The 24,684-nt window shown below is 38.2% G+C and carries 17 protein-coding genes and 4 tRNA genes; 10 read left to right on the plus strand and 11 right to left on the minus strand.

Annotated elements, in window-relative coordinates; translation table 11 throughout:
* Positions 1-49 precede the first annotated feature (49 nt).
* Positions 50-865 carry an antitermination protein Q gene (locus ACWPWK_RS03515; RefSeq protein ID WP_109374147.1) on the minus strand — a complete coding sequence of 272 codons (816 nt, stop codon included), beginning with the start codon at positions 863-865 and terminating at the stop codon, positions 50-52.
* Positions 866-1,103: 238 nt separating this feature from the next.
* Between ACWPWK_RS03515 and ACWPWK_RS03520 the strand changes: the two genes are divergently transcribed.
* A complete protein-coding gene (locus ACWPWK_RS03520) occupies positions 1,104-1,841 on the plus strand; it encodes a LexA family transcriptional regulator (protein WP_109374146.1) in 738 nt (245 codons plus the stop codon).
* A gap of 122 nt (positions 1,842-1,963) precedes the next feature.
* Here the strand turns inward: ACWPWK_RS03520 and ACWPWK_RS03525 are convergent.
* From ACWPWK_RS03525 to ACWPWK_RS03540, 4 genes are all read right to left on the minus strand, one after another.
* Positions 1,964-2,039 (minus strand) — tRNA-Thr (locus ACWPWK_RS03525).
* A gap of 6 nt (positions 2,040-2,045) precedes the next feature.
* A tRNA-Ser gene (locus tag ACWPWK_RS03530) sits at positions 2,046-2,133 on the minus strand.
* 291 nt (positions 2,134-2,424) lie between these two features.
* Positions 2,425-2,500, minus strand: a tRNA-Thr gene (locus ACWPWK_RS03535).
* Between the two features lie 6 nt (positions 2,501-2,506).
* Positions 2,507-2,594: transfer RNA gene (locus tag ACWPWK_RS03540), tRNA-Ser, on the minus strand.
* A gap of 202 nt (positions 2,595-2,796) precedes the next feature.
* Between ACWPWK_RS03540 and rcsD the strand changes: the two genes are divergently transcribed.
* Complete coding sequence (gene rcsD, locus ACWPWK_RS03545) at positions 2,797-5,505, plus strand: phosphotransferase RcsD (protein ID WP_109374145.1); 2,709 nt, start codon at positions 2,797-2,799, stop codon at positions 5,503-5,505.
* Positions 5,506-5,507: 2 nt separating this feature from the next.
* Positions 5,508-6,164 (plus strand): response regulator transcription factor RcsB, encoded by a 657-nt coding sequence (rcsB, locus tag ACWPWK_RS03550; RefSeq protein ID WP_006533269.1) that lies wholly within the window; start codon positions 5,508-5,510, stop codon positions 6,162-6,164.
* Between the two features lie 387 nt (positions 6,165-6,551).
* Here the strand turns inward: rcsB and rcsC are convergent, their stop codons facing one another.
* A complete protein-coding gene (gene rcsC / locus ACWPWK_RS03555) occupies positions 6,552-9,386 on the minus strand; it encodes a two-component system sensor histidine kinase RcsC (protein ID WP_109374144.1) in 2,835 nt (944 codons plus the stop codon).
* Between the two features lie 193 nt (positions 9,387-9,579).
* A complete protein-coding gene (gene gyrA, locus ACWPWK_RS03560) occupies positions 9,580-12,207 on the minus strand; it encodes a DNA topoisomerase (ATP-hydrolyzing) subunit A (protein ID WP_109374143.1) in 2,628 nt (875 codons plus the stop codon).
* A gap of 172 nt (positions 12,208-12,379) precedes the next feature.
* On the opposite strand from gyrA, the gene ubiG reads away from it, so the two are divergent.
* The 6 genes from ubiG to tyrP all read left to right on the plus strand — a co-directional run bounded on the left by ubiG (position 12,380) and on the right by tyrP (position 18,921).
* Positions 12,380-13,117 carry a bifunctional 2-polyprenyl-6-hydroxyphenol methylase/3-demethylubiquinol 3-O-methyltransferase UbiG gene (gene ubiG, locus ACWPWK_RS03565; protein ID WP_109374142.1) on the plus strand — a complete coding sequence of 246 codons (738 nt, stop codon included), beginning with the start codon at positions 12,380-12,382 and terminating at the stop codon, positions 13,115-13,117.
* A 348-nt stretch (positions 13,118-13,465) separates the two neighbouring features.
* Positions 13,466-15,757 (plus strand): class 1a ribonucleoside-diphosphate reductase subunit alpha, encoded by a 2,292-nt coding sequence (gene nrdA, locus ACWPWK_RS03570; protein ID WP_109374141.1) that lies wholly within the window; start codon positions 13,466-13,468, stop codon positions 15,755-15,757.
* Between the two features lie 11 nt (positions 15,758-15,768).
* Positions 15,769-16,899, plus strand: a complete 1,131-nt coding sequence (gene nrdB, locus ACWPWK_RS03575; RefSeq protein ID WP_109374140.1) for a class Ia ribonucleoside-diphosphate reductase subunit beta — start codon at positions 15,769-15,771, stop codon at positions 16,897-16,899.
* 25 nt (positions 16,900-16,924) lie between these two features.
* Positions 16,925-17,203 carry a class I ribonucleotide reductase maintenance protein YfaE gene (gene yfaE / locus ACWPWK_RS03580; RefSeq protein ID WP_109374139.1) on the plus strand — a complete coding sequence of 93 codons (279 nt, stop codon included), beginning with the start codon at positions 16,925-16,927 and terminating at the stop codon, positions 17,201-17,203.
* A 91-nt stretch (positions 17,204-17,294) separates the two neighbouring features.
* Complete coding sequence (locus ACWPWK_RS03585; protein ID WP_109374138.1) at positions 17,295-17,528, plus strand: YgdI/YgdR family lipoprotein; 234 nt, start codon at positions 17,295-17,297, stop codon at positions 17,526-17,528.
* A gap of 241 nt (positions 17,529-17,769) precedes the next feature.
* Positions 17,770-18,921, plus strand: coding sequence for a tyrosine transporter TyrP (tyrP, locus tag ACWPWK_RS03590; RefSeq protein WP_244185081.1), 1,152 nt, complete (start codon positions 17,770-17,772; stop codon positions 18,919-18,921).
* Between the two features lie 85 nt (positions 18,922-19,006).
* On the opposite strand, the gene ACWPWK_RS03595 is transcribed toward tyrP, so the two are convergent.
* The gene (locus tag ACWPWK_RS03595; protein ID WP_100158496.1) at positions 19,007-19,549 is read right to left on the minus strand and encodes a YfaZ family outer membrane protein; all 543 of its coding nucleotides are present in this window, start codon (positions 19,547-19,549) and stop codon (positions 19,007-19,009) included.
* 283 nt (positions 19,550-19,832) lie between these two features.
* Between ACWPWK_RS03595 and ACWPWK_RS03600 the strand changes: the two genes are divergently transcribed.
* Entirely contained in the window at positions 19,833-21,287 is a 1,455-nt protein-coding gene (locus ACWPWK_RS03600) for a catalase (RefSeq protein ID WP_109374136.1), read from the plus strand.
* 133 nt (positions 21,288-21,420) lie between these two features.
* Here ACWPWK_RS03600 and menE read toward each other — a convergent pair whose 3' ends face one another.
* The 3 genes from menE to menB are packed head-to-tail and all read right to left on the minus strand — an operon-like array spanning position 21,421 to position 24,673.
* A complete protein-coding gene (gene menE / locus ACWPWK_RS03605) occupies positions 21,421-22,857 on the minus strand; it encodes an o-succinylbenzoate--CoA ligase (RefSeq protein WP_109374135.1) in 1,437 nt (478 codons plus the stop codon).
* On the minus strand, positions 22,845-23,816 hold the full coding sequence (menC, locus tag ACWPWK_RS03610) for an o-succinylbenzoate synthase (RefSeq protein ID WP_109374134.1): 972 nt from the start codon (positions 23,814-23,816) through the stop codon (positions 22,845-22,847). Before menC ends, menE begins: the two co-directional genes overlap by 13 nt.
* Positions 23,816-24,673 carry a 1,4-dihydroxy-2-naphthoyl-CoA synthase gene (gene menB, locus ACWPWK_RS03615; RefSeq protein WP_109374133.1) on the minus strand — a complete coding sequence of 286 codons (858 nt, stop codon included), beginning with the start codon at positions 24,671-24,673 and terminating at the stop codon, positions 23,816-23,818. The genes menC and menB overlap by 1 nt, the downstream gene beginning before the upstream one ends.
* Positions 24,674-24,684: the final 11 nt, after the last annotated feature.

The raw sequence follows: 24,684 nt of genomic DNA on the forward strand, positions 1-24,684 counted from the left end.
TAAAAATCAATAACTATTTTCTACAAAAATAAATAAATAGAGAAAATTATTACCTAATGGTCACTTCTTGCAGAATTTTTTCTGATAAGGACTCTTCTTTAAAGCATTCTTCAACTAAATGTTCAAATAACGGCTTGTAGTTACTGTACGCAACAGTTTTAGAAACACTCACCACCATTTGTACTTGCTCTAATACTTCGCTGAATTTTAAACGAGGATATCCGCGTCCTGAACATTGATTACAAGGTTTGAAAACAGACATACCTTGCTTTTCACTCTCTTTTTTATCTAAAACTTGACCACGTCCATGACAACGACATGCTAAACGAATTTCAGCTTTCCCCTTACATGTAGGGCAAACCACTCGAGTTGTTTCTCTTACTTCACGGTAAGAAGTTTTATTTTGGGGTTTAACTTTAAGCTCATTTTTAAAATTTCGCTCAAGCTCTTTAACAGATTTTGAGGTGTAGCTTTTTGTAGTAAAAACGTCAACTTCAATAAATCCATTACTGCAATCAGGACACGCTTTCTTACTTGCGGCACTTCTTGCGTAATCTTGGAAAGCATAATTAGCAATAATGTGTAAAACATTAACTTTCACATCTTCATTAAGTTTATCAATGGCTTTATATTGATAAGCCTGAGTTAGTGCATATTGATAAAGGCTTTCTATTGCTTCACTGGGATGATTAATACTATGTTTAGCTAAAAATAACTCTATGCCCATTCGCCCTTTTCGAGTTACTAAACTAATTGATGTCATCACATCAGTCACTGACAGTGAATCTACTGCCTTCACTGTTCTTACATCACTTAATACAATGCTTTTTGGTGAAAAATATTTAGGTAAGTCTGCTAGTCTCATTTAATGCTCCTTTTGATTTCCTATCACTACTAATTGGTCATCCATGTACCACGACAAGGCATGGCATTTATGCATCTAAATCACCCGCATTTTACGGCGTTATCTCAACGTGATTTTTACTTACCACTCTTGCATTGGTTTATTTAGTTAATTTTTTGTACTTTTCGTACTTTTATTAACTAATAGTTAATGCTATATTTTAACTAAAGTGACGTCAAGTAGCAAAGGAAATTAACCAATGATTAAAAATGATAATAAAACGGAGTTCACAAAAAGGCTTCAAGAAGCTTGCTTAGATTCAGGGATTGCAGGACGTGGATTAGGTAAAAGAATTACAGATGCACTCGCTGAGCAAGGTATAAAAGTCAGTGCTCCAGCTGTATGGAAATGGCTGAACAATGAGTCAATTCCTGATCCAACAAATATCTTAGCATTAAGCCGATGGCTCGATGTTCGAGCAGAATGGTTAGAATATGGGCGAGGAGCAAAAAGAAACGATGGTGTTTCAGTAAATGAAATGACACCTGTTGATGATTGGGATAATAATACGCCGATAGAACGAGATGAAGTTGAGATCCCCTTCTATACTACTATTGAATTGGCTGCAGGTTTCGGAAGTTGTACCACTGATAATCAAAAGGTGGAATTATTGAGATTTTCTCGTTCTACATTTAATCGCTATGGCGTTCAACCTAGTGATGCCGTTGCTTTTAAAGTTCATGGTGACAGTATGTCCCCAGTTATTCCTGATGGTTCGATTGTCACTATCAGTACAGGACATACAAAAATTGTTGATGGTGGTATTTATGCTATTCAACAAGGCGATCTTTTGAGAGTTAAAATTTTACACCGACTCCCCAATAACACCATTATCATCCGTAGCTATAATACTATTGATTACCCAGATGAGCGTTCGACATTAGAAGAAGTGAAAATTTTGGGACGAGTATTTAATTGGTCTGTGATGGGGTGGTGATCACGATAATACACAAAAACACCACCATCTTTTTATGTGGTGTTTTTTTACTATATCATTTCAATATTAAAATTGATCCAAGAAAAAACCCGCTATCTCTTGCGAGATAACGGGTTCTTATATGGTGCCGGCTACCGGAGTCGAACTGGTGACCTACTGATTACAAGTCAGTTGCTCTACCAACTGAGCTAAGCCGGCTAATTCTGGCGGAAGGATAGAGATTCGAACTCTAGGATGGTTTCCCATCGGCGGTTTTCAAGACCGCTGCCTTCAGCCACTCGGCCATCCTTCCATAGCGCGGAATTATGCCTATCTCTGACCCCGCTGTCTAGTCCTGATTGTAAAAAAAATGACTTTTTTATCTGTTTGCTCAATCTTCAAACGCTTTCTGCTTAAAAAATGCTAACTCACTAATATATTGATTAATTTTTGATAACTAAAGATAAAAAATCAGAGTGATATTGAGAAATAAACGGAGTACCCCGTAAGGGTTTAAATAAAAATAAATAAGAGGAAAAATAAAAAAAGAGAATTATAGATAAGAAAAAAACCGCTACCTCTTACGAGATAACGGGTTCTTATATGGTGCCGGCTACCGGAGTCGAACTGGTGACCTACTGATTACAAGTCAGTTGCTCTACCAACTGAGCTAAGCCGGCTAATTCTGGCGGAAGGATAGAGATTCGAACTCTAGGATGGTTTCCCATCGGCGGTTTTCAAGACCGCTGCCTTCAGCCACTCGGCCATCCTTCCATAGCGCGGAATTATGCCTATCTCTGACCCCGCTGTCTAGCTCCGATTGTAAAAAAATTGGATTTTTTTGTTTGTTTGCTCAAAGTTCATCCGAATATCCCTTTTAAAAGGATAACCTGTTAATATAATGGCTGAATAATGGTGATTGTTTATTCAATTTTCTATTTTTAATTACATTGTCTCTTAAAGGCTCGCAAACTGAATGCGTACATTGAACCAACTCAAGCCAAATACACTAACTCGTCTATATGCCCTATTTCTTCTTTTTATGGTCATATCGCTTTTTCTCTACGCTTACAGTTATTTTGACACTTGGCTAGATAGCAAAAAAAACGCTATCAACAATACAACTCTCAAATTCTCTCGACAGGTTGAAGATTATCGTTACCACTCTAATCAGCTTTTTCAGTTATCAAATAAAATAACCGATACCTCGATGTTTCCTGTATTGCGACTTAATCCAATAAAATTGCGTTCTGATGTATTTTGGCTTGAAGGACGAGACCAAACCGTAGATTCCATTATATTTGGTAAACCCAATGAGCAAACCTTTCAGTTAGCACAACGATTTGCAAATTCACTCGAAATTCTTTGGGGTGTGCGTAATGATTACAGTTCACTTTATTATCTAAATGGTAAAGGGAATGATCTTATCTTAATTACAACTCATTCTGTGCTTAAACCGGAGATCCGTTACAAAGAAAGCTATTTAACATTAACAGCTGAAAGTAAACGGTCTGAGTTATTGATGCAATCAACTGCATTAGATGAAAAAGAGAGCCTTTCTCCTATTAGGAAAATGTCTACGGAAAACATTTATTACTATACTTATCGTATTATGTTTAATGTACCGGGTCAGCTAACCAGCGTAGTGGCGTTTGATCTGCCTATCAATAATTTCTTGCCTTCAGAGCTATCTCCACACTACTTAAGATTACTTCCGACAGGTCAGCAATCTGTTTATGACAAAAATAACATTGAAATATCAACCGATGGCTCTTCACTGATTTTTTCTCAACCGATTATTGGGATCCCATATTCACTCTCTTATGAATACCCTATGAAGTCGATTATAAAAGAGATTGCCTACAAAAATATTTGGTTATTAATCAGTCTGCTGATATTTATTTCTATCTCCGTTTTTGGCCATATTTATATCCGTAATAAGTACGTTTTTCCTTATATCTCGATGACTCGTAATCTACGGATCAAAGAAGAGATGACAAACGACATCATTTCAAACCTTCCGATAGGATTACTAGTCTATAATTTTTCCTCTAACCATAAGATTATTAGTAATAGTCATGCGGAAAAATTACTGCCTCATATCGATTTATCTAAGATCCGCCAAATGGCAGTTGAGCACAATGGCTTAATTCAAACGGCTATCAACAACGAAATTTATGAAATAAGAACAAGTAATAATAACAATATTGACAATACATCATTATTCATATTTCTGAATAAAGATAACGAAGCGCTAATCAATAAAAAATTACAACTTGCACAGCAAGAATATGAGAAAAATACCATCGCACGACGCAAGATCTTATCTAATATGTCATTAGAATTAATGCGTCCTATCAAAGATATAAATGAGATGGTTTATCAATTTAAAGAATTATTACCCGAAGACACTCATCAACAATTGCTTAGCTTATTATTAGAGAAAACAAATTACATTTCCGAATGGATAGAAAACATTACATTAATTAATAAGTTAGAAAACCAAGAATGGAAAATTCATAAGGATGAATTTGAACTATCAACATTAGTTGAATCTATTCTGATAACAGCATCACCTTTTATGATAAGAAAAGGCCTAACACTTTATTTCCACAATAATATAAGACCTGGATTACTTTTAATTAACGATGGTCCCGCTTTAAGTAAGATTATTTTATCATTGATTAATTATGCCATTAGCACGACTAATTATGGAAAGATAACCGTTAATCTGAATTTAGTTAAAAATAAAGATAAAGAAGAAATACTTATAGATATTATTGACAGTGGAAGCGGGCTTACACCTCAAGATATTGCTAATATAAAATACCCATTCTTAGGACAAGCAATGGGAGACAAATATTATTCTAATTCAGGTATCATTTTTTATTTATGCCATTTGCTATGCAACAAAATACAAGGAGAATTAACGATTAAGAGCCAAGAAAGTATTGGTTCTCATTTCCAAATTGCACTCCCATACCAGCATATAGATACTGAAGAACGAACATTTAACGTATTATTAGAGGGAATAAACGCAAAACTCGCTATAAAAAATCCTGAAATAGAAAAAATTATCTGTCAACAGCTTGATAAATATGGCGCCACATACTTTGATAAAAATAGAGAGAATCTTTATCCTGAATACGATATCATACTTAAGGATACACCGAATGATAACCCTGAATCTCCAACAATATTATTAATGAGTTCTATTGTTGGATTTGAAAAAATATCAAAAGATTTAATAAAGTGTAACTATAACTTCGGTGATCCTTTAATAGAGGCTATTACTTATTTAATTGAAGAAAATGAGTCATTTTCCCTAGATACAACTAAAGAGAGTATTTGGGATGAAAATAATAACCTTGATAAATACGAAGTAATTCTTAATAATTATAGGAAGAAGTTGAATGGTAGTGATTATAAGGAACTATTTATCAGTACTGTTCCTATTGATGTTGAAAAACTACACTTAGAAGCAACAAATAAAGACTTTCATTCTCTAGCCCAGACAGCTCACCGTCTAAAAGGGGTTTTTGCCATGTTAGATTTAGAATATCTCAGAGAAAGCTGTGAATATTTAGAGCATGACATAAAAAATCATAATGAATTAGAGATCAAAGAACGTATCACTCAACTGGATAAATGGATTCAACAGTTGCTGCAGCAAGGTAACAATTAAACATGAATAACCTTAATATTATTATTGCCGATGATCACCCAATCGTTTTATTCGGTATTCGTAAATCTTTAGAACAAATTGAATGGGTCAATGTTGTAGGTGAATTTGAAGATTCGACTTCACTTATCAATAACTTACCTAAGTTAAATGTGGATGCTTTAATTACTGACTTGTCTATGCCTGGCGATAAGTATGGTGATGGTATTACACTCATTAAGTACATCAAAAGACATTATCCTAATTTGTCTATTATCGTACTCACAATGAATAACAACCCAGCTATTTTGAGCGCAGTTCTTGATCTTGAAATTGAAGGTATTGTGCTTAAGCAAGGTGCTCCGACTGATCTACCAAAAGCATTGGCTGCACTACAAAAAGGCAAGAAATTTATGCCTGAAAGCGTTGCGAAGCTACTTGAAAAAGTAAATGCAAATGGTTATGGCGATAAACGTTTATCACCAAAAGAAAGTGAAGTGCTGAGATTATTTGCTGAAGGCTTTCTTGTGACTGAAATCGCGAAAAAACTTAATCGTAGTATTAAAACGATCAGCAGTCAGAAAAAATCAGCCATGATGAAATTAGGTGTCGATAACGATATCGCATTACTTAATTACTTGTCATCAGTGACTATTGATAAGGAAATTAACGGCCCGGATTAATTTCACCGTAGTTACCCTAGTCGCACCGATAAAATCAGGAAGCTCATCCCTTTGTGGGAGCTTCTCTGCTTTTTAATTTTTACTCTTTATCCCTCATTTTCTTTGGGTTTGCCTTTCTCTTTTCTTGCAAATATTTCCTGTTCAGAAGCACCTTATAAGCAGCATAGCTTATATCGTACCTTTACTAGTTTTTTCGCTTATAGGCTGTTACAGAGACTCCCTCACTCTCCTTTTAATCAGCTTGTCTTATTATGGCTGTACTTTGCTTCATTTTATCTATCAAAATGCTTTGTAATTACGTCATTTTTACCTTATTTTGGCTTAAAAAAACCAAGGCTAATAAATTAGCCTTGGTTTTTAACTCGCTTTATTGTTCACGATCTAGAATTATTCTTTAGGTATATGCTTCACCAGCACTTCTCTTAAAATAGAGAGCGAAACAGGTTTAGATACACAATCATTCATTCCTGCATCAATACAGCGTTGTTTCTCTTCTGCAATCGCATTCGCCGTCACACCAATCACAGGCATATTACTGCCTATTTCTCTTATATGTGTTGCCAGCTGATAACCATTCATGTTTGGCATATTGACATCCGTCAGAACGATATCAACATGATTTTTAGCTAAATACGTTAATGCGTCACAACCATCTTCTGCTGTTACTGTATTAAAACCGATTTTTTTCAGTTGATCGGTCAACAATAAGCGGTTTATTGGGTGATCATCGACAATAAGAATCGTTAAGGTTTGTAAGCTACAATCAGTATCTTGCTCCACCATATCCACACAATTTGCTTCCACTTTATTTTGTGGCAATTGCAGTATTATTTTTGTTAACTCGTTTAATTTATAAGTACCGCAGACCCATACGTTTCCAGCTGTTTTCTTCGACGGCTCAAAATAATGCTCATTGATCCTAATAAATTGGCAGTTATCTTTTCTTGGTATATCGTAATCTGTGATAATAAAATCGGTCGAAGATAACACCACTTCTTCAGTAAGTAATTCACAGCTCAAGCCAAAATAACGAAGGTATCGACCAATAAAACCTTCTAAATAGAGATTTTTAATATCAATAAAACAGCGAACATTACTTTCTTTATAAATATTCTGTTTAGAAGAAGGCTCAATTCCTTCTAAAGCACCATAAAGAGGTATACGAACTGTAAAGCGGCTACCAATATTTTCTTGGGAAACAACGCTGATATCCCCATCCATTAAGTTAATTAGCTTTTCACAAATAGCTAAACCTAATCCTGTCCCTTCTGATGCACTTTCTGTATTTTGAGATACTTGGAAGAATGGTTCAAAAAGCTCATGCAATGCTTTGTCGCTGATCCCTCGCCCTGTATCGTGAATATCGAAATAGAGATAATAATCATCTTTATAAAGATGCAAGGTAATACACCCTGTCGTAGTGAATTTAATACTGTTATTCAATAAATTAGAGATAACTTGTTGCACACGAACAGGATCACTATTTACAATTTTAGGTACATCAGGTTCGATAAAACAGTAAATAGCCAAGTCTTTTTTCGCAATCAAAGGTAAATAGTTAGAGATAACAAAAGAGAGCACTTGGCGACAATTAAATGGCTTAATATCAATTTTTAACTGTTTAGACTCAATTTTCGAGAAATCGAGGATATCACTAATAATTTTTAGTAATAACGATGAGGAGTTATCCATCGTTTTTAATAATCGAGCAGTATCATCGCTTTGTGTAAGAGATTGTAATAACTCTAAATTACCAATAATGCCATAAAGTGGCGTTCGTAATTCATGGCTGACAGTTGCCAAGAACATCGATTTAGCTTGGTTAGCTTGCTCCGCAGCTGTCGCCATGTTTTGTAATGAGCGCTCCATTTTAACCCGTGCGCTGATATCCACTAAAACACAGATAGCCACATCTTCATTTTGATAACGTGAATTAACAAAGCTGATTTGCAGATGATTACGATTGTTGGTCACTACATCGACCATATTGCTACTTTTCTCAGCAATAATAGAGAGGATATTTTGTTTATCGCTATGGCTAAGTAAACGAAAATAGTTATGAGCGAGTTCGTTACTTAAAATGATCATGCCATCACGTATTCTAAGAATACTAATCCCGACTGGCGCTGATGCCACAATCTTATGGTTAAACTGCTCGTGTTCTTCTAGACGAGAAGCATTGTTTTCAGCTGGGGAGAATATTTTTCGCTCAAAGATCCATACGAAGATAAAAATCATAATGGCTGAAATAATATTTAAGATCAGCGCATTAAAAATCGTAAATTTAAATTCATTTAAAATTTGTTTGAGTGGTAATGAATACACCACACTAAAAGATGAAGGCAATAATTTACGCTTAGCAACTAAGTCACTAAAGTCTTCATCAAAACCAAAATAAGGGGCACTAACATCAGGAACTTGTTTAACGGCATGATAGTTATTTTCTGCTGGATAGCTTAAAACAGTGGTGTTTCTACTATTAAGAAGGTGAATTGAAATCACTCTGTCTTTGGCGGGAGAAAAATATTCAAGGCGAATTGCCCTTTCAATACCGATCAAGCCAATAAATTTACCTGAGGCATAAACTGGCGACATAACATATAAAATGCCGCTATCTCCTTTTGCATCTGGCACTATCCAATATTGGTTAACCTCTTTACCTTGTGCGCGTTGATTGATGTAATTACGTGTATTTTCGTAAACCATCTTTTTCAACATTTCAGTATCAACAGGGGATGCGCGCAAAGGGAAGTTAATCATACACATGCTATGGGAGCCAACCATAAAGACTTGGTTTATTCCTTGCAGGGCGGGCGTATTATCTTTCCAATAATATAAGATGCTGTTAAATGAGCGAAAATAGTTATTCGTTTGCCCTTTAAACAATTCACAATCCGCAGTGTCATTAAGTTTATGAAGTGAAAAAGGTCCTTCATAAAATAATGAATTTTTCATACTCGGATTTAAATTGATCTGTTCTTGATGTCGTTCTGCGAGGTATTGTAAATCACGGATGGTGCCAGAGGTTTGCCTAAAGAAGCCAAGGAGATTGGTGTAGTTATTACTATACTCTTGCCGAATATCTGACTTTGTGTCATTGAAAATATTGATGAGGTAAAACATGGTTAACAATGCACCCATCGCCCACAACATGATACCTAATACACGAAAAAGGTAGCGGGAAATTTTTAACGATGTTTTAAAGGACGAGAGATATCTCAAACAACCACCCTAATCAATAATGCCTACCGCATAAGAAACTTATTCTATTCTAGCAGAAGTTACTGTATGTCTGAATGATATGATCTTTATCATCAAGATAATTTTTTCTGATGATGAACTGATCCTACCATATAAAAAAAGCAGGCAATTATGCCTGCTTTCTTTTATTTATACATCACAATAATGATAAATATTATTCTTCGTCTGCATCGTCCGCTAAATCTGAATCAGGTGCTTCTGATAACTCTTCGTTAATAACTTCATTAACTTCATCGTCATCTAATGCATCATCTTCATCTTCAACACGTTGCAAGCCAACGACCAACTCACCTTCGGTTGTACGAATTAAGGTAACACCTTGTGTATTACGTCCAACAATGCTGACTTCAGAAACTCGTGTACGAACTAATGTACCCGCATTCGTGATCATCATAATCTGGTCAGTTTCTTCAACTTGAATTGCACCAACAACTTTACCGTTACGCTCACTGACTTTAATAGAGATAACGCCTTGTGTTGCACGATTCTTCGTTGGGTATTCGCTTTGAGCAGTACGTTTACCATAACCATTTTCAGTTACGGTTAAGATATCACCTTCACCACGAGGGATGATAAGTGAAACCACTTTATCGTCATCGCTCAGTTTCATACCACGAACACCAGTTGCAGTACGTCCCATTGGGCGAACACAATCTTCTGCAAAGCGAACCACTTTACCATCCGCAGAGAACAACATAACTTCGTTAGTGCTGTCGGTTAAATCAACACCGATTAACTCATCACCTTCATTTAAGTTGACGGCAATAATACCTGCACTACGAGGACGGCTGAAATCTTGCAGAGGTGTTTTCTTCACGGTGCCGCTTGCTGTTGCCATAAAGACAAACTTACCTTCTTCATACTCTCTCACTGGCAAAATAGCCGTAATACGTTCATTTTGCTCAAGAGGTAATAAGTTGATAATTGGGCGACCACGAGCACCGCGACTTGCTTCTGGTAACTGGTAAACTTTCATCCAGTAGAGACGACCACGGCTTGAGAAGCACAGAATGGTGTCATGGGTGTTAGCTACCAACAGACGATCGATAAAGTCTTCTTCTTTAATTCTTGCTGCTGATTTACCTTTACCACCACGACGCTGTGCTTCGTAATCGGTAAGTGGCTGATATTTAACGTAACCTTGATGAGAAAGTGTCACAACAACATTTTCTTCATTGATCAAGTCTTCGATATTAATATCTGCTGTATTTTCAGTGATCTCAGTACGACGAGGATCGTTATATTGCTCTTTAATCGCATTTAGCTCTTCACGAATGACTTCCATCAGACGCTCTGGGCTTCTTAAGATATGCAATAGCTCAGCAATTTGGAGTAATAACTCACGATACTCATCTAACAGTTTTTCATGTTCAAGGCCGGTCAGTTTCTGCAAACGCAGATCCAAAATAGCCTGAGCTTGTTGCTCTGTTAGATAGTACTTACCGTCATGCACACCATATTGTGGCTCTAACCATTCAGGACGAGCAACATTGCTGTCACCAGCACGCTCTAACATGGTAGAAACGCTACCTAAATCCCAAGGTTGTGCAATTAACGCCGCTTTTGCTTCTGCTGGATTTGGTGCTTGACGGATCATTTCAATAACTGGGTCAATGTTCGCCAAGGCAACAGCCAGTGCTTCTAAGATATGAGCGCGGTCGCGTGCTTTACGTAATTCGAAAATAGTACGACGAGTAACAACTTCACGACGATGACGAATAAAGGCAGAGATAATTTCTTTTAAATTTAATAATTTTGGCTGGCCTTGGTGAAGCGCAACCATATTAATACCAAAAGAAACCTGCATTTGTGTTTGTGAGAATAAGTGATTTAATACCACTTCACCCACAGCATCACGTTTGATTTCAACGACAATACGCATACCGTCTTTATCAGACTCATCACGTAAGCCGCTAATACCTTCAATACGCTTATCTTTAACAAGCTCTGCAATTTTTTCAATTAAGCGAGCTTTATTCACCTGATAAGGAATTTCTGTCACGATAATAGTTTCGCGGCCTGTCTTCTCATCAGTTTCGATATCAGCCTGAGCACGGATATAAATTTTTCCGCGACCAGTACGGTAAGCATCTAAAATTCCTCTGCGACCATTAATAATAGCGGCAGTCGGGAAATCAGGCCCCGTAATATGTTCCATCAACTCTTCAATCGTGATGTCTTCGTTATCAACGTAAGCAAGACAGCCATCGATAACTTCGCCTAGGTTATGTGGAGGAATGTTTGTTGCCATCCCTACCGCAATCCCTGAAGAACCATTGACTAACAAGTTTGGAATACGGGTTGGCATTACTGCCGGAATATGTTCTGTTCCATCATAGTTAGGAACAAAATCAACCGTTTCTTTTTCCAAATCCGCCAGCAGTTCATGGGCGATTTTCGCCATACGAACTTCGGTATAACGCATCGCAGCCGCCGAGTCACCATCAACTGACCCGAAGTTACCCTGCCCGTCAACCAACATGTAACGCATAGAAAAAGGCTGTGCTAAACGAACAATCGTTTCATAAACAGCACTGTCACCGTGCGGGTGATATTTACCGATAACATCCCCAACAACACGGGCTGATTTTTTATAAGGTTTATTCCAATCGTTTCCTAGTACATTCATCGCGAAAAGCACTCGGCGGTGTACTGGCTTCAGTCCGTCTCGAACATCGGGTAATGCGCGTCCTACAATAACAGACATCGCATAATCCAAATATGAGCTTTTCAGCTCTTCTTCGATATTAACTGGTGTGATTTCTCTGGCAATGTCGCTCATGGAGCCACTGTCCCTCATACTACGGATTCAAAGGTTTAGAACTATACCACAAATCGCCAATTTTTGGAAAAAGGAAACGACTAAATTAATGATCCTTTCGCTATTCTCTTCGATTTCACCGTCTAACGTTGGTAGAATCATGGCAATATGAAAATAGGAGTAATACTTTCTGATGAATGATAAAACAACCTCTTTACATGCTAACGTGGATCAGCATGAAATCGACAAGTTTGAAAGCGTCGCATCACGGTGGTGGGATCTTGAAGGTGAATTTAAGCCATTACACCGCATCAACCCACTAAGACTCAACTATATTCAAGAACGCGCAGACGGCCTATTTGGAAAAAAAGTCCTAGATGTCGGTTGTGGTGGCGGTATTTTGTCTGAAAGTATGGCATGCGCTGGGGCTGAAGTAACTGGACTTGATATGGGTACAGAGCCATTACAAGTTGCACGTTTACACTCACTGGAATCGGGTATTCCTGTCACTTACATTCAAGATACCGTTGAAAACCACGCGAATGACAACCCACAAACTTACGACGTCGTTACCTGTATGGAGATGTTAGAGCACGTTCCTGATCCATCTTCTGTGGTAAGAGCCTGTGCAAAACTGGTAAAACCTGGTGGACATGTTTTCTTCTCAACCATCAATCGTAATAAAAAAGCGTGGCTAATGCTGGTAGTAGGTGCGGAGTATATTCTGAATATGGTACCTAAAGGCACACATGATGCTAATAAGTTTATTCGCCCATCAGAATTGCTTAGTTGGGTCGATGAAACCGATTTACGTAGCAAAAATATGATTGGTTTACATTATAACCCAATCACTGACAAATTCCGATTAGCGCCAAATGTCGATGTGAATTATATGGTGCACACACAATCGACACATAACTCGAATTCATGAAACTGAAAGTTTGATTTGGTTTAATAAAACATCAAACGATCACATTTTTTAAAATTGACTTTACATCGTTGTCACTTGAATTTGTGTTTCTTACTGCCTGTATTTATGCAGGGTACAGGCAGTTATTAAAAAATTTATCCCCTATTTATCCACAGAAACTATCAGATTTGTACACTTGATCAATCTCTCAATTACCTTTATCTTGTTATCACCATTTGAACCAACCCCTATATATTGTGTTTCCTTAAATTTCACACCACAAGACTCCTTGACACAAATTGTCATCGGGAGCGTTTTTTTGCGGTATAAAATTTCAGGTAACACTAATGCAAGAAAGGTGCATCGCTCATGAATCACAGCCTGCTCGTCACAAAACGTGATGGTCATAAAGAACGCATTGACTTAGACAAAATTCACCGTGTTATCGCCTGGGCCGCTGAAGGTCTAGAAAATGTCTCTGTATCTCAAGTTGAATTACGTTCTCAGATTCAGTTTTATGATGGTATCAAAACTGCTGATATCCATGAAACGCTGGTAAAAGCTGCTGCAGACTTAATCTCTGGTGAAACGCCTGATTATCAGTATCTCGCTGCCCGTCTTGCCGTATTTAATTTACGTAAAAAAGCGTATGGCCAATTTGAGCCACCAGCTCTGTATGATCACGTTAAAAAATTAGTCGATTTAGGCAAATACGATCGCCATCTTCTCGAAGATTACACGCAAGAAGAGTTCGAACAGATGAATAACTTTATTGTTCATCAACGTGATATGAATTTCTCCTACGCTGCGGTTAAACAATTAGAAGGCAAATACTTCGTTCAAAACCGTATTACAGGTGAAATTTACGAAAGTGCGCAATTTTTATACGTTTTAGTCGCTGCTTGCTTGTTTTCTCGTTATCCACAAGCAACACGTATGGACTATATCGAACGCTTCTATAATGCGATTTCAACCTTTAAAATTTCATTACCAACACCAATCATGGCGGGTGTAAGAACACCAACTCGTCAATTTAGCTCTTGTGTTTTAATTGAGTGCGACGACAGCCTTGATTCTATCAATGCAACATCAAGTGCTATTGTGAAATACGTTTCTCAACGTGCGGGTATTGGTATCAATGCAGGTCGTATTCGTGCATTAGGTAGTGCTATTCGTAATGGTGAAGCGTTCCACACAGGCTGTATCCCTTTCTATAAACACTTCCAAACTGCGGTGAAATCTTGCTCACAAGGTGGTGTTCGTGGTGGTGCGGCAACCTTATTCTACCCATTATGGCATTTAGAAGTTGAAAGCCTGCTGGTACTGAAAAATAACCGTGGTGTTGAAGATAACCGTGTTCGTCATTTAGATTATGGCGTGCAATTAAACAAATTAATGTATGAGCGTTTAATCAAAGGTCAGGATATTACTTTATTCAGCCCTTCTGATGTTCCTGGTTTATACGATGCATTCTTTGCAGACCAAGACGAATTTGAACGCTTATATGTACAATATGAGAAAGACAAAAGCATCCGCCAAAAACAAGTTAAAGCGGTTGAGTTATTCTCATTAATGATGCAAGAACGTGCCTCAACTGGCCGCATTTACATTCAGAACGTTGACCATTGTAATACACATAGCCCATTTGATCCGGCTGTTGCACCAATTCGCCAATCAAACTTATGCTTAGAAATTGCACTGCCAACTAAACCATTAAATGATATTAAAGACCCTAATGGTGAAATTGCACTGTGTACGTTATCTGCATTTAACTTAGGTGCAATTGAAAATCTTGATGATTTAGAAGAACTTGCTCGTTTAGCCGTTCGTTCACTTGACGCATTGTTAGACTATCAAGACTATCCAATCTTGGCAGCTCAAAAAGGGGCAATGGGTCGTCGTACTTTAGGTATTGGTGTTATTAACTTTGCTTATTATTTAGCAAAACACGGTGTCCGCTACTCTGATGGTAGTGCAAATAACTTAACCCATCGTGCATTTGAAGCTATTCAATACTATTTATTAAAAGCATCTAATGAATTAGCGAAAGAACAAGGCGCATGCCCATGGTTTAATGAAACTACTTACGCTGAAGGTATTTTACCTATTGATACTTATAAAAAATCATTAGATGTACTGACCAATGAACCACTGCATTACGATTGGGAAGGCTTACGCAAAGACATTAAAGAGTACGGTTTACGTAACTCAACACTATCCGCGCTGATGCCATCAGAAACCTCTTCACAGATTTCGAATGCGACAAATGGTATCGAGCCACCGCGTGGTTATATCAGTATTAAAGCCTCTAAAGACGGTATTTTACGTCAAGTGGTTCCTGAGTATGAGCGTTTGAAAGGCGCTTATGAATTACTGTGGCAAATGCCAAGTATTGAAGGTTACTTGCAGTTAGTCGGTATTATGCAAAAATTCGTTGACCAAGCGATTTCTGCAAACACTAACTACGATCCTACTCGTTTCCCTAGCGGTAAGGTTCCAATGAACCAACTGCTGAAAGATTTGCTGCTCGCTTACAAATATGGTGTGAAAACACTTTATTATCACAATACCCGTGACGGTGCAGACGATGTTCAGGGTGATCTGGAAGAAGTCGTTGAGACGGAAGATTCAGATTGTGAAGGCGGCGCGTGTAAAATTTAATTGAGGAAGCTATGTCTTATACTACTTTTTCACAAGTTAAAAATGATCAACTTCAGGAGCCCATGTTTTTTGGGCAACCTGTTAACGTAGCGCGTTATGATCAGCAAAAATATCCTATTTTTGAAAAGCTAATTGAAAAACAGCTCTCCTTCTTCTGGCGTCCAGAAGAAGTGGACGTTTCTCGTGATCGTATTGACTATAATGCGTTACCTGATCATGAAAAACATATTTTTATTAGTAACTTAAAATATCAAACGCTGTTGGATTCGATTCAAGGAAGAAGCCCTAACGTGGCATTCTTACCTTTAATCTCAATCCCAGAGTTAGAGACATGGGTTGAAACATGGTCATTCTCTGAAACCATCCACTCACGCTCTTATACTCATATTATTCGTAATATTGTTAACGATCCGTCAGTTGTGTTTGATGATATCGTTGAAAATGAAGAAATTTTAAAACGTGCGCGTGATATTTCTTCTTACTACGATGAACTGATCAGACTCACTAATCTTTACCATATGTTTGGTGAAGGTGATCATGAAGTCAAAGGCGAGATGGTACACGTTACACTGCGTAAACTGAAAAAACAGCTTTACCTGTGCTTAATGAGCGTCAATGCATTAGAAGCGATTCGTTTCTACGTTAGCTTTGCCTGTTCATTTGCCTTTGCGGAACGTGAATTAATGGAAGGTAATGCTAAAATCATTCGATTAATTGCTCGTGATGAAGCCTTGCATTTAACAGGAACACAGCACATGCTGAATTTACTGCGTTCAGGTCAAGATGATCCTGAAATGGCAGAAATTGCGGCTGAATGTGAGCAAGAGTGTTATGACCTGTTTGTTGAAGCGGCAGAGCAAGAAAAAGAGTGGGCGGAATACCTGTTCTCTGAAGGCTCTATGATTGGTTTAAATAAAGATATCCTTTGCCAATATGTTGAATATATCACCAATATTCGCATGCAAGCAGTGGGTCTTAAATTACCATTTAAAGCACGTTCTAACCCTATTCCATGGATCAATGCATGGTTAGTGTCTGACAACGTTCAAGTTGCACCTCAAGAAGTTGAAGTCAGTTCTTACCTCGTGGGTCAAATCGATTCACAAGTTGATACTGATGACCTAAGTAACTTTGAACTGTAATACTGAGAAATAACACCGATACGTTATGGCATCTCATAAAGTGACCCTGCATCAGCAGGGTCTTTCAACACCTTTAGAATTTCATACTGACACCCATCCTTCTTTGCTTGATGCATTAGAGCATGGGAAAGTCCAAGTCGAATACCAATGTCGTGAAGGCTATTGTGGCTCTTGTCGTCTACGCTTAGTGAAAGGCAAAGTGTGTTATCGCAATGAGCCTTTAGCGTTTATCCAAGCCGATGAAATACTCCCCTGTAGTTGCCATCCCATTAGTGATATCGAAATAGAAATTTGCTCTGAGTAATTTGAATTATCTTAATTTTGGCTTTTTCCTAACACTCTTGTTCATCTTTGACTAAAGTTACAAATAACATTGATAAAAAAGGAAAAGTATTATGAAATTAAGTTCTATTTTCTCCGCTGTTGCTATTTCCACATCAATTCTGCTCGTCGCGGGCTGTTCAAGTCCACAAAAAATAGAAACAGTTAATGGGGAAACAATTTTAACGACAGATAAACCCCAAGAAGATGAAGCAACTGGATTAATTACCTACAAAGATTCAGAAACAGGGCAAATTAAACAAATTAATCGTGATCAAATAAGACGAATGGTAGAGCTTGACGATTAACGCTCCTATAAATATCTCTCTTAAAGCGCCAATTCATATTTATAATTGGCGTTTTTTTATTCACAAAATCCTTTTTGTAAACTAATCATTACAGTATACGTAATTAAAATTTGACAGAAATTTACCATTCTTATACCCTGCTTTTTAAATAAATAAAATAGTTTAGAGAACAGAGGATTTTGTGAAGAATCGCACTATAGGCAGTGTTTTTATTGTTGCAGGAACAACAATTGGGGCAGGTATGCTGGCAATGCCACTGGCTGCCGTGGGTATTGGTTTTAGCACCATGATGCTATTGCTTGTTGGCTTATGGTTATTGATGAGCTATACCGCGTTACTGCTGGTGGAAGTTTATCAATACAATGATCCTCATACTGGTCTTGGCTCTATTGCAAAGCGCTACCTTGGTGTTGGTGGTCAAGTGATCACAGGACTTGCACTATTACTATTAATGTATGCGCTAACAACTGCTTATATTAGTGGTGCAGGTGAACTACTCTCATCCACACTCTCATCTTGGATTGGTCATGAGCTTTCTGTCACACAAGGTATCATTATCTTTACAGTGATTGGTGGAGCGGTGGTAGGAATTGGTACAACATCGGTTGATATGATTAACCGCCTATTGTTTACCGCAAAAGTTTTCTTCCTCATATTTATGCTGATTGTGATGTTACCTCACGTTGAATCAGTAAACTTAACCTCAATGCCTGTGGCGTATGGGCTTATTCTTTCTGCTATTCCTGTTATTTTTACCTCATTTGGTTTCCACGGTAGTGTGCCAAGTATTGTAAGTTACATGAACGGCGATATTAAAAAGCTACGTATTATCTTTATTATTGGTAGTGCTATTCCGCTTGTTGCTTATATTTTATGGCAAATTGCCACTTTAGGTGCCATCCCAACAAATACTTTTATGGGAATTATGGCGCAACAATCTGGATTAAATGGTCTGCTTACTGCTATCCGTGATGTTGTTGCTACACCTCGCGTGAATATTGCAGTTAACCTATTTGCTGCATTAGCTTTAGCTACCTCGTTCCTTGGTGTTGCATTAGGCCTATTTGATTATCTTGCTGACCTATTCAAACGCAGTAATCGTGCAACTGGGCGTATACAATCAAGCCTATTAACGTTTGCGCCTCCTTTACTATGCGCGCTTTATTTTCCTAACTTTGTACAAGCATTAGCCTATGCCGCTATTGCCCTGTCAATCTTAGCGTTGCTTCTACCTGCTTTATTAGTATGGAAAGTTAGACAAGAACAAAACGGTGCAGATAAATACAAAGTTAAAGGCGGGAAAGGTGCATTAGGTATTGTGTTTATTTGTGGTCTGGTGGTTATTGGTATTCAAATCGCTATCACTTTTGGTTTATTACCACAAGTCGGCTAAATACTCACTTATACTAACAACAAAAAAAGCAGGTGCTGATTTTTCAACACCTGCTTTTTATTTGATCTTATCTGCTTTTTCTAAATTAGAAGCTTAAACCAGCGCCAACATAGAAACCATCAGCAATTTTATTATTACTTCTATTATGTGAGTTTTCGATTTCAATTACACGGTAACCTGCATTAACATGCAGTGGTTTAAATACTGTTAATTGAGCACCCACATCAGCTTCATAATAAGATTTGCTACCAGAGGTTAATCCTTCAGGAGAAGCATAAGCTTCACCATAAACATTCAATGAAGGGAATACATTCCAGTTTAAACCTACACCACCCGCTAGTGCAGCACCATCATCACCATTTTTTGGTGATAAGTAGAGTGCTTTACCTCCAACACTCGCAGAGAAAGGTCCTAATGGTAATGCGAATTTTGCACCTAGACTACCCGTCTGACCATCATGATCACTTCGTGCCCAGTTACCATTAAAAGATAGCCCTGCGTTAGGATCACCTAAACCCGCACGAACATCAGTGTAATGCTTACCCGCTTGAATATTCATTGATACTGCATTTGCATTACCAGCCATAAATAACGCACTTACAGCGCCGACCAATAAATATTTTTTCATTGTTATTACTCCAGCAAATAATTGTCCTAACTTATAATTATACAACAAATTTATTAAACAACTTTAGCTAAAATTGAAAGCTAATCTGTAGAATTTTCAATCTATGTAAATAAGTTACGTCTATCAATGTTATTGGTCTAATTGGTTTTATTAATGAGTTTATTATTGCTAAAGTGGAATTACAGTCAATATTAACCATAATAAGTATAAGGCTGTTCGCTTCGTTTTATTCACACATGCTATTTTTTAGAACGTTCATTATTTCATAAACTGGAGATATGTGATGGAAAAGAAAAAGCTAACAACGGCATCTGGTGCGCCAGTTGTAGACAATAATAACTCGATGACAGCAGGCCCTCGCGGCCCAATGTTACTTCAAGATGTCTGGTTTCTAGAAAAGCTTGCTCACTTCGATCGTGAAGTTATTCCTGAAAGACGTATGCACGCAAAAGGCTCTGGTGCTTTTGGTACATTTAAAGTGACTCACGACATTACGAAATATACTCGTGCTAAAATGTTCTCTAAAGTGGGCAAAAAAACAGACATGTTTGCTCGTTTTTCCACTGTTGCGGGTGAAAGAGGTGCAGCAGACGCTGAACGTGATATTCGCGGCTTTGCGTTAAAATTTTATACCGAAGAAGGTAACTGGGATATGGTGGGTAATAACACGCCCGTTTTCTATCTTCGTGATGCCCTGAAATTCCCTGACTTAAACCACGTTGTAAAACGTGACCCTAAAACTAATCTGCGTAATTTAGCTTACAAATGGGATTTTTTCTCTCATTTACCTGAAGCATTACACCAGTTGACCATTGATATGAGCGACCGCGGTTTACCAAAAAGTTATCGCTTTATTCATGGTTTTGGTAGTCACACTTATAGCTTTATTAATAAAGATAACGAGCGTTTTTGGGTTAAGTTTCATTTCCGTTGCCAACAAGGCATTAAAAATCTGATGGATGATGAAGCGCAAATGCTAGTAGGTCAAGACAGAGAAAGCTCACAACGTGATTTATTTGATGCTATTGAGCGCGGTGATTTCCCACGTTGGAATTTACAAATTCAAGTAATGCCAGAGAAAGAAGCTTCAAAAGTTCCTTATAATCCTTTTGATTTAACTAAAGTTTGGCCTCATGCGGATTATCCATTAATCGATGTGGGTTATTTTGAATTAAACCGTAATCCTGAAAACTATTTCTCTGATGTAGAGCAAGCAGCATTTAGCCCAGCCAACATCGTTCCTGGTATTGGTTTTTCACCAGATAAAATGTTACAAGGTCGCCTATTCTCTTATGGTGATGCACATCGCTATCGTTTAGGTGTTAACCATCATCAGATCCCTGTTAATGCCCCTAAATGCCCATTCCACAATTATCATCGTGATGGTGCAATGCGTGTTGATGGTAATAGTGGCAGCGGTATTACCTATGAGCCAAATAATGGCGGTATGTTCCAAGAACAGCCTAATTTCAAAGAGCCACCATTATCTATCGAAGGCGCGGCAGATCACTGGAATCATCGTGAAGATGAAGATTACTTCAGTCAACCTCGTGCACTGTATGAATTACTGAGTGATGAAGAGCACCAACGTATGTTTGCTCGCATCGCAGGCGAATTAATTCAAGCAAGTAAAGATACACAAAAACGTCAAATTGCCCTATTTAAGAAAGTCCATCCTGAATATGGTGCTGGTGTTGAAAAAGCAATGAAAGCATTAGCAAAAAAAGACGCTAAATAACCGCATAATAAGAAGCCCTGTGAGCAACTCGGCACTCATGCCCCTAGTTAAAAGCTAGGGGCATATTTTTATATTAAAGAAATAGTTAATTATATGAATTAAAGACTTCGCCTTTAGTATTAATAAATAACAATTATATCTTCTTAAGAGCCATTTGCCCTTTCACCCACTCTTGCACTTGTTTACGGGAAATTTTAATTCCGCCATTCTTTAGGCTTTCAGGGAGTTGCAGGCAAGCAACGGGTCGTTGAAATCCAGCTAATCGAGAGTGATACCATTGTGGTAATTGATTGATTATTTCAATATCAGCATCGACAGCCGCGACAGGACGTTGCCCAAATTCAGCATCATCAATAGGGACAACAAAAGACTGACTAACACTTGGATGTGTATTAAGAATTTTTTCTATATCTTCTGGTTGAATACCTTCGCCAGCACTAAAAAAGAGATTATCCAAGCGTCCTAAAACACACCATTCATCAGCGATAAAGTCACCTTTATCTCGTGTTGAATACCAGCCATCCGCAGTGAGTGATAACGGTTTTAATTTACCATCAAACCAATAACCTAAAGCAACACTGTCTGATTTAATCTGAATTTCATCATCGATTAGTCTTACACCTTTGCCTTTTAATGGTAGCCCTACTCCCGCTTTACCATCTGCGCGTTTGGCGCAAACAGTGGATGCCATTTCGGTCATGCCATAACCACACCAGCATTGAATTCCGCAATGCTCTGCTTCTTGCGTTAATTCAATGGGGATCATCGCGCCACCTAATAAAACAGATTTTAAGCTGATCGAGTGTTGCCTATCTTGTTGCGCTTTATTTTGTAAGAAACGCCAAAGCTGTGTAGGGACTAAAGAAGCATGAGTACAACCTTGTAATGCATCAATAAAAGGATGCATTTCACGCACCACCAGCGTTGCGCCACGTAACAACCAACGCCAAAAAATGCCTTGTCCTGATACATGAAACAAAGGTAAAGAGAGCAACCAGCTATCACCTTTATCAAAGGGCATTAATGATAAAACACCTTCCGCACTGCAAAGATGCGCATCAAAAGTATGGACAGCCGCTTTAGGTAAACCCGATGAACCCGATGTCAAAATAAGCGTTGCCATGCGAGATGGCTCCCACTGTACATCTTCTATTTCATTTTTATGTTGACGTGGTGCGTTATTAAACTCAACACCATTAAGATCAAGCAAAGCCGCATCCAGATCTAGCGTTGATTCACTCAGATCAGCATAAAAATCAATATGTAAATGAGGTAATAAATCATCAAGTAAAGACTTTGGAATTTGTGGATTTAAAGGTAAAACCTTAGCTCCACATTGAAAAACAGCGAGTAATGCAAAAACAAGATTAAGGTTATTTTTTCCACGCAACAGCACTGTGCTTTGTGTATCAACACCTTGTTTAGCAAAATTGTTAGCTAAGTGATTAATATGACAACTGAGTTGCTGCCATGTAATAGGTGAAACACCTGAAATGATGGCCGTTTCATTTGGGTAGAGTTGTGCCCATTGATGCCACGGCCATTGTTTAAATGGAACTACTGTTGCCATACTGTCTCTAGTTGTTCAAGAGAGATAAGTGGAATATCCACATTTGGCCAAGGACGAATAAGTTGTTGTTTAATTAAATCAACGGTATCGAGCCCTGGAGTGCTATTAGGCGTTAACCACTGCGCAATTCTTGCCAATTGAGTCAGCCCAAAGCTGCTTTCAATACTTGAACTGATAATGGCGTCTAGTCCTAAAGCATGTGCTTGTTCAACAAAAGATTGGCAACGTTCAATGCTTCCCACCAATGTAGGTTTGATAACAATCGTTGTTACACCCGCTTGAGGTTTGATTTCAAAACCTTCATCACGCACAGTTTCATCCCAAGCGATGTTAATTCCTGTTGCCTGTGAAAAAGCGAGTGACTCTTCTGGTGTTTTACATGGCTCTTCTAAGAATGCAATGCGATCTCGCCATGCAGGGTTTACATATTTCGCAAATCCTTCGGCTTTTGCTGGCGTCCAACTTCTGTTTGCATCCAATCTTAATTTTAAGTCTGGAATGGCTTCTAATAACAAATTAACGACTATTCCATCACGCACAGCTTCATATAAACCCACTTTGATTTTAGCGACTTTTTCACCGTCCATATCATTAAGGCTTAAAATCAAATCATCAGGATCGCCATTACATAAAGGTGCAGCACGATAATTCGCTTCTTGTGGCAAAGTACCTTCAAGCTCTGCTAATGCACAGCTAATACCAAAAGCGACACTTGGTAGTTCACTATAAACAGGGTTTTCACCCGCACACCAAGCCGTTAACCAAGATTGTGCGGCTTCTTGGGCTTGTTCTAAAGTTTCACGGCTAAACTCAGGAAGAGGTGAAATTTCACCCCATCCTTGTTTGCCATTTTGCTCTAAACAGACAAGAAAACCATCACGCGATTTTAGCCTTTGATAACGCAGTACAACGCCTGCATCAACAGGAAGGCTGAATGAATAGAGTTTGGCGTTTCGCATTATGGGTTACGTTTAAATCGAGAGAAATCAGGTTGACGTTTTTCATTAAAGGCGTTGCGGCCTTCTTGACCTTCATCAGTCATATAGAACAGCATAGTTGCATTACCTGCTAATTCTTGAAGACCCGCTTGACCATCACAATCTGCATTTAATGCAGCTTTTAAGCAACGTAATGCCATTGGGCTATTTTCCAGCATTTCACGACACCAACGCACCGTTTCTTTTTCAAGGTCAGCATAAGGAACAACGGTATTCACTAATCCCATTTCTAATGCTTCTTTTGCATCATATTGACGGCATAAGAACCAAATTTCGCGTGCTTTCTTTTGGCCTACAATACGTGCCATATAAGAAGCACCCCAGCCACCATCGAAAGAACCGACTTTAGGACCAGTTTGACCAAAAATCGCGTTTTCAGCAGCAATGGTTAAGTCACACATCATATGAAGCACATGGCCACCACCGATAGAATAACCCGCGACCATTGCCACAACAGGTTTTGGACACGTACGGATTTGGCGTTGGAAATCCAACACGTTCAGGTGATGTGTACCGCTATCATCACGGTATCCGCCGTAGTCCCCGCGAATTTTTTGGTCACCACCTGCACAGAACGCTTTTTCACCAGCACCCGTTAAAATGATAGTACCAATGGTGTCATCATAACGAGCATCCGCTAATGCTTGGATCATCTCTTTCACTGTCAAAGGACGGAAAGCATTACGCACTTGCGGGCGGTTAATCGTAATTTTTGCAATGCCATCGACTGATTTATGATAGAGGATATCTTCAAAACCTTCAGAACAATCCTGCCATTCAATCGGTGCATATAATTTTTCTTCGCTCGGGTAAAGCATAATTAGGTTCC

The sequence above is a fragment of the Proteus sp. Marseille-Q3619 genome (assembly GCF_965283115.1).

Coding starts and splice junctions, on each gene's coding strand:
- gyrA (WP_109374143.1), bottom strand. CDS start 12,207: ATGAGCGACATTGCCAGAGAAATCACACCAGTTAATATCGAAGAAGAG.
- ubiG (WP_109374142.1), top strand. CDS start 12,380: ATGAATGATAAAACAACCTCTTTACATGCTAACGTGGATCAGCATGAA.
- menC (WP_109374134.1), bottom strand. CDS start 23,816: ATGCGAAACGCCAAACTCTATTCATTCAGCCTTCCTGTTGATGCAGGC.
- tyrP (WP_244185081.1), top strand. CDS start 17,770: ATGCTGGCAATGCCACTGGCTGCCGTGGGTATTGGTTTTAGCACCATG.
- rcsB (WP_006533269.1), top strand. CDS start 5,508: ATGAATAACCTTAATATTATTATTGCCGATGATCACCCAATCGTTTTA.
- ACWPWK_RS03515 (WP_109374147.1), bottom strand. CDS start 865: ATGAGACTAGCAGACTTACCTAAATATTTTTCACCAAAAAGCATTGTA.
- rcsD (WP_109374145.1), top strand. CDS start 2,797: ATGCGTACATTGAACCAACTCAAGCCAAATACACTAACTCGTCTATAT.
- ACWPWK_RS03520 (WP_109374146.1), top strand. CDS start 1,104: ATGATTAAAAATGATAATAAAACGGAGTTCACAAAAAGGCTTCAAGAA.
- ACWPWK_RS03585 (WP_109374138.1), top strand. CDS start 17,295: ATGAAATTAAGTTCTATTTTCTCCGCTGTTGCTATTTCCACATCAATT.
- ACWPWK_RS03595 (WP_100158496.1), bottom strand. CDS start 19,549: ATGAAAAAATATTTATTGGTCGGCGCTGTAAGTGCGTTATTTATGGCT.
- ACWPWK_RS03600 (WP_109374136.1), top strand. CDS start 19,833: ATGGAAAAGAAAAAGCTAACAACGGCATCTGGTGCGCCAGTTGTAGAC.
- menB (WP_109374133.1), bottom strand. CDS start 24,673: ATGCTTTACCCGAGCGAAGAAAAATTATATGCACCGATTGAATGGCAG.
- nrdB (WP_109374140.1), top strand. CDS start 15,769: ATGTCTTATACTACTTTTTCACAAGTTAAAAATGATCAACTTCAGGAG.
- menE (WP_109374135.1), bottom strand. CDS start 22,857: ATGGCAACAGTAGTTCCATTTAAACAATGGCCGTGGCATCAATGGGCA.
- yfaE (WP_109374139.1), top strand. CDS start 16,925: ATGGCATCTCATAAAGTGACCCTGCATCAGCAGGGTCTTTCAACACCT.
- nrdA (WP_109374141.1), top strand. CDS start 13,466: ATGAATCACAGCCTGCTCGTCACAAAACGTGATGGTCATAAAGAACGC.